The organism is Paenibacillus sp. M2, assembly GCF_046713495.1.
In the GTDB taxonomy this organism is placed as follows: domain Bacteria; phylum Bacillota; class Bacilli; order Paenibacillales; family Paenibacillaceae; genus Paenibacillus; species Paenibacillus amylolyticus_B.
Window position 1 is genome coordinate 3,203,310 of the sequence record NZ_CP169648.1, and the last position, 13,938, is coordinate 3,217,247.

Annotated in this window: 13 protein-coding genes; 12 read left to right on the plus strand and 1 reads right to left on the minus strand. The window is 45.6% G+C overall.

From position 1 onward, the window contains the following. Positions 1-15 precede the first annotated feature (15 nt). The 6 genes from ACETMN_RS14665 to ACETMN_RS14690 all read left to right on the plus strand — a co-directional run bounded on the left by ACETMN_RS14665 (position 16) and on the right by ACETMN_RS14690 (position 6,417). A complete protein-coding gene (locus ACETMN_RS14665; RefSeq protein WP_091016482.1) occupies positions 16-705 on the plus strand; it encodes a hypothetical protein in 690 nt (229 codons plus the stop codon). Positions 706-876: 171 nt separating this feature from the next. Further along, positions 877-1,764, plus strand: coding sequence for an alpha/beta hydrolase (locus ACETMN_RS14670; RefSeq protein WP_411736283.1), 888 nt, complete (start codon positions 877-879; stop codon positions 1,762-1,764). A gap of 265 nt (positions 1,765-2,029) precedes the next feature. Then, a complete protein-coding gene (locus tag ACETMN_RS14675; RefSeq protein WP_411736284.1) occupies positions 2,030-3,187 on the plus strand; it encodes a type III polyketide synthase in 1,158 nt (385 codons plus the stop codon). Then, positions 3,174-3,893, plus strand: a complete 720-nt coding sequence (locus ACETMN_RS14680) for a methyltransferase domain-containing protein (protein ID WP_411736285.1) — start codon at positions 3,174-3,176, stop codon at positions 3,891-3,893. Before ACETMN_RS14675 ends, ACETMN_RS14680 begins: the two co-directional genes overlap by 14 nt. 6 nt (positions 3,894-3,899) lie before the next feature. Continuing rightward, entirely contained in the window at positions 3,900-5,048 is a 1,149-nt protein-coding gene (locus ACETMN_RS14685; RefSeq protein WP_411736286.1) for an NAD(P)/FAD-dependent oxidoreductase, read from the plus strand. Positions 5,049-5,226: 178 nt separating this feature from the next. Then, positions 5,227-6,417, plus strand: a complete 1,191-nt coding sequence (locus ACETMN_RS14690; protein WP_091016474.1) for a PLP-dependent aminotransferase family protein — start codon at positions 5,227-5,229, stop codon at positions 6,415-6,417. Between the two features lie 69 nt (positions 6,418-6,486). Here the strand turns inward: ACETMN_RS14690 and ACETMN_RS14695 are convergent, their stop codons facing one another. Beyond that, on the minus strand, positions 6,487-6,912 hold the full coding sequence (locus ACETMN_RS14695; protein ID WP_411736287.1) for a MaoC family dehydratase: 426 nt from the start codon (positions 6,910-6,912) through the stop codon (positions 6,487-6,489). 164 nt (positions 6,913-7,076) lie between these two features. Here ACETMN_RS14695 and ACETMN_RS14700 point away from each other — a divergent pair, with 164 nt between their 5' ends. The 6 genes from ACETMN_RS14700 (at position 7,077) to ACETMN_RS14725 (ending at position 13,927) form a co-directional block, all read left to right on the plus strand. Then, positions 7,077-8,072 carry a LacI family DNA-binding transcriptional regulator gene (locus ACETMN_RS14700; RefSeq protein WP_091016470.1) on the plus strand — a complete coding sequence of 332 codons (996 nt, stop codon included), beginning with the start codon at positions 7,077-7,079 and terminating at the stop codon, positions 8,070-8,072. A gap of 116 nt (positions 8,073-8,188) precedes the next feature. Then, entirely contained in the window at positions 8,189-9,073 is an 885-nt protein-coding gene (locus ACETMN_RS14705) for a helix-turn-helix domain-containing protein (protein ID WP_188310548.1), read from the plus strand. An 85-nt stretch (positions 9,074-9,158) separates the two neighbouring features. After that, entirely contained in the window at positions 9,159-10,424 is a 1,266-nt protein-coding gene (locus ACETMN_RS14710) for an ABC transporter substrate-binding protein (protein WP_091016467.1), read from the plus strand. Positions 10,425-10,529: 105 nt separating this feature from the next. Next, positions 10,530-11,420, plus strand: a complete 891-nt coding sequence (locus tag ACETMN_RS14715; protein ID WP_091016465.1) for a carbohydrate ABC transporter permease — start codon at positions 10,530-10,532, stop codon at positions 11,418-11,420. A gap of 14 nt (positions 11,421-11,434) precedes the next feature. Then, positions 11,435-12,316, plus strand: a complete 882-nt coding sequence (locus ACETMN_RS14720) for a carbohydrate ABC transporter permease (RefSeq protein ID WP_091016464.1) — start codon at positions 11,435-11,437, stop codon at positions 12,314-12,316. Positions 12,317-12,517: 201 nt separating this feature from the next. Beyond that, complete coding sequence (locus ACETMN_RS14725) at positions 12,518-13,927, plus strand: spore germination protein (protein WP_091016462.1); 1,410 nt, start codon at positions 12,518-12,520, stop codon at positions 13,925-13,927. The last annotated feature ends 11 nt before the right edge of the window (positions 13,928-13,938 follow it).

Genomic DNA, 13,938 nt, shown 5'->3' on the forward strand with positions numbered 1-13,938 from the left:
TAGAATGAATATCTTATGAAAATGAAGACATACTTGAAGCCCATATGGGACCGTTATCTTGGAAATAAGCAAGATCGAACGGCCTTGTTCAACGTTGCATCCCTTGTTATCAATGCCTGGATTGGGATAGGCAAGCTAGTTTTGGGGATATATCTCCTTTCCGGATGGTTCATCACAAATGCAGTGTATTATTTGATTCTGTGTATAGCCAAAGGCCAGGTACTTCATCAATATAAAGTTGCCAAAGGGATGGCGTCTCCCCAAGAAAGATATTCTTTGGAGCTTGCGGTGTATAAACGCGGAGGTCTTTTTCTATGTTTTCTGGGCGTGTCCTATTCGATCGTCTGTCTGCGAATGTATCTGATCGGTGATGCCTTCATATATAGCGGACTTATTGTATATATCGTAGCTATAGTCGCTTTTACCAAACTTGCTTTTGCCGTGTACGGTACCTGGGCTAATCGTCATCTACATAACCCAATTATATCTACATTGAAAATGATTAACTTCACCGATGCCATGGTATCCATCGTCGTGACACAAGCGACACTACTTACCATGCAAGCCTCACCTCTCGCTTTAAAAACCAGTAGTTTGTTCGGCATGGGGTGCAGCGTTTTCTTTTGTCTGATGGGGGTCAGAATGATGTCCCACAAGAAAAAGGACTCAAGTATGGAGCAGGGGAGCGCATCCAACGAACAGTGAGACAACTGGGGAGCTTGATATTTCGCATGAACATGCTGTCACAACGGAAGGTGGACTGGCAACGACAGTGGGGGAGGAAAATTACATCACTGTCTTGAATTCATTGGAGAATGAATGATTCAAATTTCCGATTGTCGGATTCATTCTTAATGCAAATAAGGAGTGATAAATATGGATCAACAACAACAACAACTGGCAATGGTACAACAAATGCGTCAAAATGTCGTCGGTACAGGTGCAGCTCTTCAACCCAGTTCCACGTATGCTGTCACAGTAAAAGAAGTCATGATTCCTACAACTAAAGGTGATACACGTGTACTTGTGTATACACCGGATAGGGACCATTCCGCTCCTCTGCCGGTCTTCTTCAATATGCATGGGGGTGGTTTCATCCTCGGACAAGCAGAGATGGATGATCCATGGTGTCGCTTGATCGCTGATCGATCTGATTGTGTGGTTGTTAATATCGATTACCGTCTTGCACCAGAGCACAAGTTCCCAACGGCGGTCCATGAATGTTACGACGTTGTAAAGTGGGTCCACGGCAATCCGGAATCCTTCTCGGTGAACCCGTCTCTATTCGCCATTGGTGGGCATAGTGCTGGGGGGAATCTTGCTGCAGCAGTGTGTTTATTGAATCAGCAACGTGGAAGCGAGCTGCCGATTGTACTTCAGGTTATCGATTATGCCGTATTGGATGTGGCTACAGATCCGGCCGAGAAACCTAGTTTTGAAGAAGCCATTCCAGCCGATATCGCGAGAACGTTCAATGCCATGTACCTTGAAACGCCAGAAGATGCGCAAGACCCGTTGGCTTCACCTGTGCTTGCAACTTCATTAGAGGGACTTCCAGAAGCATTGATTATTACCGCGGAGAAAGATTCACTGGCCCAAGAAGCAAGAACATATGCAGCAAGGCTGGAAGCAAGCGGTGTGAAGGTGACGCTTAAGGAGTACGAGGGAGCCGCTCATGGATTTACGCATTCTGGGGATCTCCAGATGGCTGAGGATGCCTGGTACCGGATGAGTGACAAGATCAGAGAAGCATTTTCCAAATAAAGTACATCAGAATGACGTGTAGAAAGAACTGAGAAGTGGTTAGATATCATTTGAGCAAGTTGTTTAAAAAGTTACCTTGAAGTCGCCTAATGGCGGCTTTTTTCGTTCACTGGTGTGATTGCTTCAATGGCTTGGTGAAACCAAGCTTCTGAGCTTGCGGATGTGTTAATAAACTGGATTAGGAGCCTTCTTGAGATTATAACGATATCGTTAAGGGTAAGAGTGTTAATTAGAGGTAATAATAACCAATACCAGGAGGTTTATTATGAACCAATATAACAGTCCATCCGATATCGCGATTCTTGGCATGGGAACGGCTCTCCCTGCTCACCCCGTAGCACAGTCAGATATTGCAGAACTAATCGCTTCTTCTCTTCAGGATCGGCCAGATTTGGCCCGTTTTGCCAGGCGAATATTCAAGTCCTGTGGTGTTGAAACGCGATATACCGTGGAACCGAGCTATCTCGGTTCACTGGAAGAATGCCGATATCTGCCCTCTGGCGAGCGATCAGACATCCCGACAACGGAAGAACGAATGAATACATACAAGCGGGAGGCGCTTCCGCTCGGGATTGAAGCGGCAGAAAAAGCCCTAGAGGATTCAGGCGTATCTCCAAAGAGCATCACGCATATCATCACGGTCAGCTGCACCGGTCAATATCTGCCGGGTCTTGATGTTATGCTCATCCGTCATTTGGGTTTGTCTGCCCGAGTTAATCGACTGCCGCTGATCTTTCAGGGGTGTGCCGCAGGGTTGAAAGCCATTCAGATGGCGCGAGATGTCGTGCAGGGAGCTCCCGGATCACAGGTCCTTGTGGTCTGTGTAGAGTTGTGTACCATTCATTTTCAGCCCGTACAAGATCGGGAAGCGCTGTTTGCAGCTTCATTCTTCGGAGACGCTGCTTCTTCCTGTGTAGTGGGTACACCAGAACCTCAGCACAAGAATGTTCTGAGTCTGGGCACGGGTTATTCTGTGCTTCTTCCGGATTCGACTGAAGATATGACCTGGGAGGTGGGGAATCTGGGGTATGACCTGTATCTATCCCCTCGTATTCCAAAGCTGTTAGGTGTTCACCTGGAAGAGGAACTGCGTCTCTTATTGCAGAGTGAACAGCTTCCTGAACTATGGGCCATTCATCCGGGAGGACGTGGGATTGTGGACTCTGTGCAGAATGTAATGAAACTGCGAGACGAGCAAACAAAGTATAGCAGGGATGTCCTCAGAACGTATGGTAACTTATCTTCCAATACCATTCTGTTTGTGCTGAATGCGATGCGTGAGGACATGAAGGTACAGGGTCAATCCTCTACAGATGGTGTAGCCATGGCATTTGGACCGGGACTCACCGCAGAGTTGATGAAATTCACTTATGTACCCTCATTAACTTCAGTGATGGAGGAGCAAGATCATGTCCTTTTTTAGAACATTGTCCATTCGGGCCAAGGAAGATGAACTGATGGATGACTTTTCTATGGGAGGGGAGGAGCTGCGTGAAGCGCTAAGACATCTGAGACGTCTTAACAAAATATTTGCAGCACCTGGCCCAACTCTGGCTGGTGTAGAGAAGTTGTGGAACTCAGTCGGTAAGCCGAATAAGCTGACCCTGCTGGATGTGGGGGCAGGTTCAGGAGATGTGAACCAGAAACTGCTGCAATGGGCGGATCGTCAGGGCGTTCAGCTGGAGATTACGCTGGTTGATCTGACGGAAGAAGCGTGTGAGGAAGCGAGACAACTATTCCGTCACGAACCCCGAGTCCGGGTACAACGTGCCGATCTTACACAACTGCCGGATGCTTCAGCAGATATCGTGACAGGTTCCCAGTTTGTACATCATTTTGACGGAGATCAGCTGGTTAATATGGTTTCTCATATGCTGCGAGCATCCAGATATGGTGTCGTCATTAATGATATTCACCGCCACCCCGTATCCTATAAGGCGGTCTGGATTACTACACGGATGATCTCGCGCAATCGGTACATTCGTCATGATGGGCCTCTTTCCGTAGCCAAAGGTTTTACAGGGAGGGATTGGAAGGAACTAAAACAACGTCTCAATCATGATACGATGACTTATGAATGGAAGCCTTTATTCCGTTATTCTGTTGTTATTCCCACGAAAGGCAGGTGATCTGACGTGTCGAAATCCATAGATGTGATTGTCATCGGAGCCGGAATTGCCGGTAGTACGTGTGCAATGCAACTGGCAGGAAAAGGTCATCGGACCCTTTTGCTGGATCGCCAAGAGTTCCCTCGGCACAAAACCTGCGGTGAGTTCATGTCACCCGAAACCAAGGAGATGCTGGAGGTTCTGGACATTCACCTTCTGGACCAGTCGAAGAAACCCAGTACCATGGATCATGCCAAAATCGTTATGCCACAAGGCGGAGTGATTGAAGCACCGCTGCCGGGATTCGCATATGGCATAAGTCGATATGAGCTGGACCAGATTTTGCATCAGAAGGCTCTGGAGGCCGGAGCCCAGATTTTGACCAAAGCGACCATAACGAGTATCGAGCAGCTTGAGGATGCCAGTTATGAGGTTCAGGTGAAACAGGGAGATGAGCAGATCAGTTACAGAGCCAAAGCCGTTATCGGGGCACATGGGACCAAAAAGCCGCGTGGGATGGCTTCCGCACCTGATCTGCGGGACCAAACCGTATACGTTGGCGTTAAGTCCCACTTCAGCGGGATAGAGATTCCCGCACGGGTAGAGTTATATTTTTGCGAGGGTGGTTACGTGGGCATTTCCCCGATTGAGGATGGCATTGTGAATGTCGCCGCATTGTTGACACTGGATACCGTTCAGGGAAGTGGCAAGTCTGTAAACGATATTTTACAGGCGGCATCCCTAACAAACGTGAGTTTGGCAGCCCGTTTAGCCGAAGGAAAACCTGTAGATGGAACGCAAGTGTCGATTGCACCGCTGCATCTGTCCAATGTTCCAGAACCGTGGTCCCAATATCCGCATATTGGGGATGCCATGCTGATGATACCGCCCTTATGTGGAGACGGAATGTCCATTGCCCTTCGCTCTTCACTTCTGTGTGCAAGGTGGACTGACAAGTACCTGCAAGGCGATATTGAACATGCCGATTGGCAGAGTAATTACACACTGGAAGCAAGCCGTGAATTCACTCAATTGCTCAGACGCGCAAGAAGAATTCAAAAGCTGGCTTTTGCCAAAACCAATAAATTCTATCCTGGTCTGGCCCGGATGATCCCCGGTCTAGCCGCTTATGTTGTGAAGGCCACACGGTTATCCGAGATGAACGCAGCGCGCTAATAGGCTGAAATTTGCTTAATACTTATGCGAAAGAGGTTGCTGACGGCGGCCTCTTTTTTGGTGTATAAACATTAATTTTGTGGAGACAGTTTGGAAATTCGGGAAATGCTCGTATAATAGAATCTAATGTAACGATAGAGAACTAAGTCAGATGAAATGTCGGGAGGCACTATTTAAGATGAACTATTCATTTTCCAATCGTATCGCAGCACTGCAACCATCCATTATTCGTGAGATTCTGAAGGCTTCTTCGGGACAAAATGTGATTCCATTCTCCGCGGGAAATCCTGCTCCGGAAACCTTTCCTATTGAGGCGATTCGCACATTCACTCAATCCATTCTGGAGCATGACCCGGTCACAGCTCTGCAGTATGGGATTACGGAAGGATATGTTCCCCTCAGGGAAGCATTGACTCAACATTTGAAGACAGGTTTTGATACCGGTAAACCATCCGATCAATTGTTCATTGTATCTGGAGCGCAGCAAGGGATTGAACTGGCCTGTAAAGTGTTTTGTAATGAAGGGGATACGATTATCTGTGAGAGTCCAAGCTTTATTGGTTCCCTGAACTCCTTCCGGGCATCGGGTGCAAAACTTGCCGGTGTTCCGATGGAGATGGACGGTATGGATATCGAGAAGCTGGAACAGGCGCTGCAGACGGAGCCCAATGTGAAACTGATCTACGTGATCCCAAGTTTTCAGAATCCGACGGGTGTAACAACGAGTCTTGCGAAACGTAAGGCCATATACGAGCTGGCTAAGAAGTATGGCGTTATGATTTTGGAAGATAACCCGTACGGAGAACTTCGATTCAATGGAGACGATGTGCCAACCATCAAGTCTATGGATGATGAGGGTCTGGTCATCTATGTTGGATCATTCTCCAAAATTTTGTCGGCGGGACTACGTGTTGGTTTTGTACAAGCGCCACATGAAGTGGTAGAGAAGATGGTTGTTGCCAAACAGGGAGAAGACGTACATACAGCCATGCTTCCACAGATTCTGGCATACAAGTTCATGACAGATTATGACTACGCGGGGCACATTAATAGCATTCGTGAGGTATATCGGAGAAAAGCTACATTGATGATGGACAAGCTGCAAGAGTATATGGGTGAATCCATTACCTATACTCAACCGGATGGTGGACTGTTCCTCTGGTGTGATCTGCCAGCACATGTGCCCATGCTTGATTATGCCAAGACAGCGGCAGCTCAAGGGGTTGCAGTTGTACCTGGAAATGCATTCCTGGTGAACGAGCAAGACCCTTGTAATGCCATCAGACTTAATTTCTCAACTCCGTCAGACGAACAGATTGTCAAGGGTGTAGAGATTTTGGGGAAGGTATTGAAAGGGTATAACGCTTAATATTATAAAACGCAATATATCCATGAGAAGTCGCCCATTGGCGGCTTCTTTTTTGGCCTTTCGCAGCCCTTAATTATCGATTAATGCACTTAATTCTGCCTGAAATACCTTTTGATTCTTCTGATTGAAAGTACTCAGCAGCACGGTAACAATCCCATTTCCTTTTCGTCTGGGAGACAGTCCAATAACTTCTGCAATGACATGAAGTTCATCATCCGGAAAGACAGGTTTCAGAAATTGAATGTTATTCATTCCGGTGCCCGCCACGACATGCTCTCCATATACCCCGACCTCAATCCACAATTTGAAGGAGATACTCATCGTTTGCATGCCAGAAGCAATTAAACTGCCAAAGCGGCCTTGCTTGGCCTTTTCCTCATCCAAGTGCATGTACTGTGGGTCATAGATTGTGGCAAACTCGATAATATCGCTCTTGGACAATGCCAAGGATGTGGTTTCGTAGCGCTGACCTATTACATATTCACTGAATCTCATGAAGGCACCTCGGTTTCTTTGATATGTTTTTTCGTAGTCGATGCCTTGGAAAGAGACATGACTGGACTGACGTGTTAAAATGCTAGTGAACAGTCCGGTGTGTATTGCTGTATTACTGCCATAATGGACTAAACAGATGAAACTTTGTTTGAGGAGTATATATGATGATAACGATTAAAGATGTAGCCAAGATGGCGGGTGTAGCCAGTTCGACTGTATCTTGTGTACTCAACGATAAAGGCAATGTAAGTGAGCCGACAAGACTCCGAGTACTTGAGGCAGCGAGCCAACTTAATTACGTTAGGCATGGTCCTGCATCTGAATTAAAACGAAATAGTACACAAACCATTGGTGTTATTGTCCATGACATGTCCAGTCCATATTTCTCGGATTTGGTGAACGGAATAGAAACGGTCGTCATGAGTCATGGATACGATATGATTGTATGTAGTTCGTTGGGTGGAGAGAAATCAACAGCCCATCGATACATCCGAGAAAGAAGAATTGATGGAGCTATTGTTATCGCTCAGAATATTCAAGATCAATTGCTTATTGAAGCATCTGAAGCAGGATTTCCGATTGTCGTCATGGATCGGGATCTGGATGCTCAACATATTGTAAAGGTTTTGATGAGTGATACGCAAGGCGGTTACTTGGCTACCCGTTATCTGATCGATAAAGGTCACCGGACAATAGCTTATATTAGTGGTCCGTCACAATCGGAATGTAATCTCCATCGTTATCAAGGTTATTTGAAAGCCTTGAAGGAGGCAGGCATCGAAGAGAACCCCGAATGGAAAATTGGCGGACAATACATGAAGCAAGATGGCTACATTGCAGCCAAGAAACTGCTTGAAGGAGAGTTGCCCTCCGCTGTTTTTTTTGCTAATGATGAAATGGCAATCGGCGGCTTGGAAGCCTTCAGGGAGCATGATATTTCAATTCCTGAGCAGTTATCCGTAATTGGTTTTGACAATATACCTGCATCTCAGTATATGAATCCACCACTAACCACATTTCGTCAGCCGAAGAGGGATGCAGGCCAGCTTGCAGGTCATGTTCTCTTCCAACTGCTGAATGGAGAGATCGTAGAGACGTTATATACACTGGACATCCAATGCGTGGAACGTGATTCTGTTAGGCTCCTCAACCTGAGTTGAGGAGTTTTTTTCATTCTATAGAATTTTAAATACTTAAAAAGAAAGGAGAGTAGCCATTAATGCATAATATAAATACGAGGAGTATTTTTCGTTGGAAATAAATGGAGGGTGATACGATGGGCGTACCCACTTTTTTGGAGACAGGTCATATGCAAGAAGGTTTTCCCATTCGGGTAATTCACACAGGAAATCAGTTCAATTATGCTGCACACTGGCATGATGAAGTTGAATTGATTCTTGTCAATGGTAAGAGCGCCAGAATTGGCGTGAACGACCACGTGTGTGAGTTGGAAAAAGGGGATGTGCTGCTGATCAAACCAGGGGATGTGCACTGCTTTTTTCCGGGGACTGAACAGTTAACCATTATCTTGTTCCGCCTTGAATTGTTAACGGGAAGTTTTACGACCGAAGCCGAAATTCAGGATCTCGGACAACTTTTTAACAAAACAACAGTTATTCCCTCAAATACGGAGAGTCAGAGCAAACTGGCTCATTATATAGATGTCATCATTACCGAGAAGAAAAATCAGAAGCCGGGATATCGGTGGTTAATGGTATCCAGATTATATGATCTCATCATACTTTTACTACGTACCATCGTGCCTGTTACCACTGATGAATCAACATCTTCAGGATGGCCCTGTACTTCCTCCAAAAAATTTGAATTTCTTGAATCGGTCTGTGAATACCTGGAGGAGCACTATGCTGAACCGATCAAGCTGGAGCAGGTGGCGGAACATATTAAGTTCAGCAAGTTCCATGTCTGCAAGCTGTTCAAAGAGATTAAGGGCGTAACACTGATGGAATACTTGAATCACTTTCGAATCATCAAATCAGAGTGGGCCTTATTGTTCCGTCAGGATACCATTCTGGAGATTGCGATCGGCCATGGTTTCAACAATGTAAACTCCTATAACCGTCTTTTCAAAAAATATAATGACTGCACACCCTCCGAATTTCGTAAAAAACACCGTACGAATATCACAAAATATGGAGGGTAATGCACAATATTTGTGGAGAAAGCCCTCTCCAAAATCAATATACTCTAATAAATTGTAAGCGTTTCCTTTTTGAAGGAGGGGGCCTATGAAGAAGTGGTTTAAGCCAACTATTGTATTTGTATGTGCAGCACTGTTGTTAGCTGGTTGTCAGTTCAGTCCATCCAATCAAAGCAAGCAACAGGAGATTACCGTGTGGAGTTTTACGGATGAAGCAGGATATGCCATCGAGAAATTCGAACAGCAATATCCTGACATCAAAGTGAACTTTGTCAACATCCCCGGTAATTTCTATATCACCAAGCTGAAATCTGCGCTACAGACGACCTCGAAGGCTCCGGATGTATTTATGATTGAAAATGCGAATATTCGAGAACTGATTGACGTTCCTTATCTGGAGAATCTATCAGCTTCGCCGTATAACGCCAATGAACTTATCCAGGAACAATATGCTTTTGTGCAGGCCAATGAAAAGGACAGTGAAGGAAATGTCAGAGCGATAGGTTACCAGGGAACACCAGGGGGCATCTATTATCGTCGGGATTTGGCGAAGAAATATCTGGGCACCGATGATCCTGAGAAGGTGGGTTCACAGATCGATACATGGGAGAAAATCTTCGAGATTGGAGAGAAGGTGCAGCAACTAAGCGGGAATAAAGTACATGCATTGGCAAATTGGAATGCTATATCGAATTCATATGATGGTATACCTTGGGTGAAGGACGGCAAACTCGTCATCGATCCAACCTACTTGGAAGTGCTCGATCTTGTACGTGAAGCACGTGAGCGGAAAGTGCTTGCCGAGTATGATGATGGAAGTGCCGGTTACGCTGCATCCATGCAAAAAGGAGAGGTCATGTTCTATCCCGGGGCAACCTGGGCCCTGCAATTTACGTTCAAGGCAAATGCCCCGGATACCGAAGGCTTATGGGGCTTGGCACAGGGTCCTTCAGCGTTTAGTGCAGGCGGAACTTATATAGCGATGTATAGTAAAAGTGACAAAAAAGATCTCGCCTGGAAGTTTATCGAGTTCTATAACTTTAACCACGACTTTCTGTCGGAGCTCGCGAAAGAACAGGATTATTTCACGAGCAACATGGTTGTGAATGATGAACTTGCACCGTCTCTCTCATCGTCCTATTTGGGAGGACAGAAGCATTTCGAGTTTTTCTCGGAGGCTGCAAAACGGGTACCTGTATACGAACGAACCAAATATGATGCCACAATTAACAACGATATCTACAAGATTGTACTCCAGTTATATCTCAATAAGGACATTCAGACCAAGGAAGAAGTCGTAAAGCGAATCAAACGTGATGTCACCTTGAGATTTCCGGAGCTGGAAGTGGATTAGCTTAGGACGTGTCTGAAAACCTTCCTTCGGAGTTTTCAGACACGCCCTCGAAGTAAGCGATGGTTATACACATCACACATCCGATGATAACTGGGGGGATAGAACATGTTTGCCAAAACGATTCGCAAGGACCATTACGGCTACTACTTCATTGCTCCGTTCTTTATTATTTTCACCATTTTTGGGCTTTATCCCATTTTATATTCGCTCTATATCAGTTTCACCAACTTTGATGGCATCACGACGCCTGACTTTGTAGGGATCGGTAACTACGTGGCCGTACTACAAGACCCGTTGTTCTACAAAACCTTGTTTAATACGTTATTCATCTGGGGCGTATCTGTCGTTCCGCAGCTGACGATCTCCCTGGTGTTGGCCTTTATTTTGAATGATAAGCTGCTCAAAGGACGGGACTTTTTCAGGGCCGTATACTTTTTTCCGAATATCGTAACGGCTGCATCCCTTGGGTTGCTTGTCAGCCTGATTTTTGACTGGCAATCCGGGGGACTGAATCATTTTTTGGTGCAAACCGGAATCATACAAGATCCAATTAACTGGAAAAATGATCCGTGGTTTATGCGGCTGATTGTGTCTTCGATTCTCTTTTTCCAATACTTTGGCTATTCCATGGTCATCTACCTCGCAGGTCTTCAGGGGATAGATCCGTCGCTACTGGAGGCAGCCCAGATGGATGGAGCGAAAAAGAAACATATTTTCATTCATATCATCGTGCCAATGCTCCGTCCAATTATTCTGTTTCAGATGATCACATCCATAATTGGTGGCATTCAGATTTTTGATCAGCCATTTACATTAACCAATGGCAATGGTGGTCCTGACAGGGCAGCTATGACAAGCATTATGTATCTCTATAATGTCGCATTTCAGAGCACTCGTTTTGGTTACGGCGCTGCAATCGCATTTTGTCTGTTTATTATCATCATACTGTTGTCCGTTGCATCCTTCATCATGACCAAGCGGAAGAGCCGTTCATAGGGAGGGGAGTTCTTATGCAAACTGCAAAATCAGTTGAACAACCAAATGCAGCGATTCAGCAATATGCCACCACAAGGCGACTGACGGCAGGCAAGATTATCATCTATCTGTTATTGATAGGTCTTGCTGTGCTGTGCATTATTCCATTTTATCTGATGCTCATCTATTCAACACATAACAATGCAACGATTGCTTCAACATTCACCTTTCTTCCCGGATCGTTTTTAGTGGATAATTATATGAACATGGTATCCAAAATTAACATTTGGCGTGGGTTTGCCAACAGTATTTTCATTGCTGGATCATCAACCGTGTTATCTCTCTATATTGGTGCTTTGACCGCATACGGTTTTGCCAAATTCAAATTCAAAGGGCGGAACTGGTTGTTTCTGTTTCTGTTAGCGACCATGATGGTGCCGGGTCAGCTGGCCCTGATTGGGGTATATCGCCTATTCAGTATGTTGGGGCTTCTGGACAGTTATGCCGCGATTATTTTGCCTGCGGCGGCTAACGCATTTAATGTATTCTTTATCAAACAGTTCATGGAGAGCAGTATCCCGGATGAGATTATTGAATCTGCGCGGGTGGACAGTGCCGGTGAGTTCCGGACGTTCAATCAGATTGTATTGCCTATTCTGGGGCCGGCAATCTCAGCTCTTGGCATATTCACGTTTATTGGGTCATGGAATAATTTTTTAACACCGCTTGTTCTGTTTTTCTCTCTGGATAAATACCCGCTTCCAGTACTGGTTGCGTTAGTGCAGGGTTACTATGGGATGGATTATGGGCTCTTGTATTTGGGCGTAGCAATCTCAATCCTGCCTATTATTGTTGTATTCTCTGTGTTTTCCAAACAGATTATCGGAAGTGTTGCTTTGGGTGCTGTAAAAGGATAGTGATAACTAGAAAATAGGGTATAGCAAAGAGCAACATATCCGTATTCATAGGCATGAACAGCATTCTATATCATCAGGGTCGCTCAAGAGGGCGGCTCTTTTTGCTATTCACTATTTTGCGTATATATCCCAACTTATAAGTAAAGGATACCTTTAACTGAGAATATCTGGACGCAGCATGCACAGAAAGGGGAGGGCGGTATGGACACATCACTGATAACACAACAGAACCTGCCGTTAACCGGACATCTTGCTGTTGATCAAGAAATGTTAAGCTCTGTTTTTGCAGGTTGCTCGGATGTTGTGTTTCATACATTTCAAACCGCATGCCATACTTCAGCGCTATGCGTATATTGTGTTGGTTTATGCGATACAGAACGGCTGGAGAGACAGGTACTAACGCCTCTTCAGGAGATGGGGATTGAAGCTGCGCAGGTTCCTCTGGCTTCTGTTAAAAGTGTTGATACAACCACTCAGGCGGTGCAGGCGATATTAGAGGGGGAAGCTTTGTTACTGCTGGAAGGTTCAATGACTGGAACTACATACCCTCTATACAAAGCTGAAAATCGTTCAACCGAGGAACCATTAGCTGAATCGACAGTGCGCGGTGCACGAGATGGATTCACAGAATCGTTGACCATGAATATGTCTCTTCTGCGCAAACGTCTCAAGACACCTGCATTGAAGATTCATACACGTAACATGGGAGATCGTACCAACACCAGTATTTCACTTGTATACATGGAGGGGATTATTGACCCCAAACTGGTAAAGGAAGTGAAAAAACGACTTTCAGATTTAAAGCTTCGAGACGTACTGGAGAGTCAGTACATTGAAGAAGGCATTGTTGATCAGCGATACTCCCCATTTCCACAGATGATTGCGACGGAGCGTCCGGATGTTGTCGCTTCCAACTTGCTGGAAGGTCGGTTTGCTATTCTTGTGGACGGAACGCCTTTCACCCTTATCGCGCCAGTGACCATCTTTTCCATGTTACAATCCCCCGAAGATTATTATCAAAATGTGTTTATGAGTGTTTTTGTACGCTGGCTGCGATACATTTTTTTTGTGTTATCCATGCTGCTTCCATCTGCTTATGTTGCGATTACGACGTTTCATCAGGAGATGATTCCTACCGTATTACTTCTCAGTATTGCACGGGCGAGAGAAGAGATCCCTTTTCCTGCATTGGTGGAAGCGCTCATTATGGAAATCGCCTTTGAAGCACTGCGGGAGGCTGGCGTCCGTTTGCCAAAGCAGGTCGGATCAGCGGTCAGTATTGTGGGAGCCTTAATTATTGGGCAAGCGGCGACGAGTGCCGGAATTGTGTCAGCCCCCATGATTATCATTGTTGCGATAACCGGTATCGCTTCTTTCATGATTCCTCGCTACGCTGCCAGCATCGCGACCCGATTACTGCGTTTTCCTATGATGTTTCTGGCGGGAACGCTGGGACTCACAGGTGTCATGTTGGGAGTCATCCTGGTTGTCATTCATCTGAGCAGTCTTCGTTCATTCGGAACACCTTATCTGTCACCAGTAGCCCCTACGATGAGCAAGGAACTCAAGGATGTATGGTGGCGTCCAGCACCAAGGAACAAACCGGACTAGAACAATTCATA

Bases quoted from the DNA above. Each gene is read 5' to 3' on its own strand.
- ACETMN_RS14665 (WP_091016482.1), top strand. From the start codon at position 16: ATGAAAATGAAGACATACTTGAAGCCCATATGGGACCGTTATCTTGGA.
- ACETMN_RS14670 (WP_411736283.1), top strand. From the start codon at position 877: ATGGATCAACAACAACAACAACTGGCAATGGTACAACAAATGCGTCAA.
- ACETMN_RS14675 (WP_411736284.1), top strand. From the start codon at position 2,030: ATGAACCAATATAACAGTCCATCCGATATCGCGATTCTTGGCATGGGA.
- ACETMN_RS14680 (WP_411736285.1), top strand. From the start codon at position 3,174: ATGTCCTTTTTTAGAACATTGTCCATTCGGGCCAAGGAAGATGAACTG.
- ACETMN_RS14690 (WP_091016474.1), top strand. From the start codon at position 5,227: ATGAACTATTCATTTTCCAATCGTATCGCAGCACTGCAACCATCCATT.
- ACETMN_RS14695 (WP_411736287.1), bottom strand. From the start codon at position 6,912: ATGAGATTCAGTGAATATGTAATAGGTCAGCGCTACGAAACCACATCC.
- ACETMN_RS14700 (WP_091016470.1), top strand. From the start codon at position 7,077: ATGATAACGATTAAAGATGTAGCCAAGATGGCGGGTGTAGCCAGTTCG.
- ACETMN_RS14705 (WP_188310548.1), top strand. From the start codon at position 8,189: ATGGGCGTACCCACTTTTTTGGAGACAGGTCATATGCAAGAAGGTTTT.
- ACETMN_RS14710 (WP_091016467.1), top strand. From the start codon at position 9,159: ATGAAGAAGTGGTTTAAGCCAACTATTGTATTTGTATGTGCAGCACTG.
- ACETMN_RS14715 (WP_091016465.1), top strand. From the start codon at position 10,530: ATGTTTGCCAAAACGATTCGCAAGGACCATTACGGCTACTACTTCATT.
- ACETMN_RS14720 (WP_091016464.1), top strand. From the start codon at position 11,435: ATGCAAACTGCAAAATCAGTTGAACAACCAAATGCAGCGATTCAGCAA.
- ACETMN_RS14725 (WP_091016462.1), top strand. From the start codon at position 12,518: ATGGACACATCACTGATAACACAACAGAACCTGCCGTTAACCGGACAT.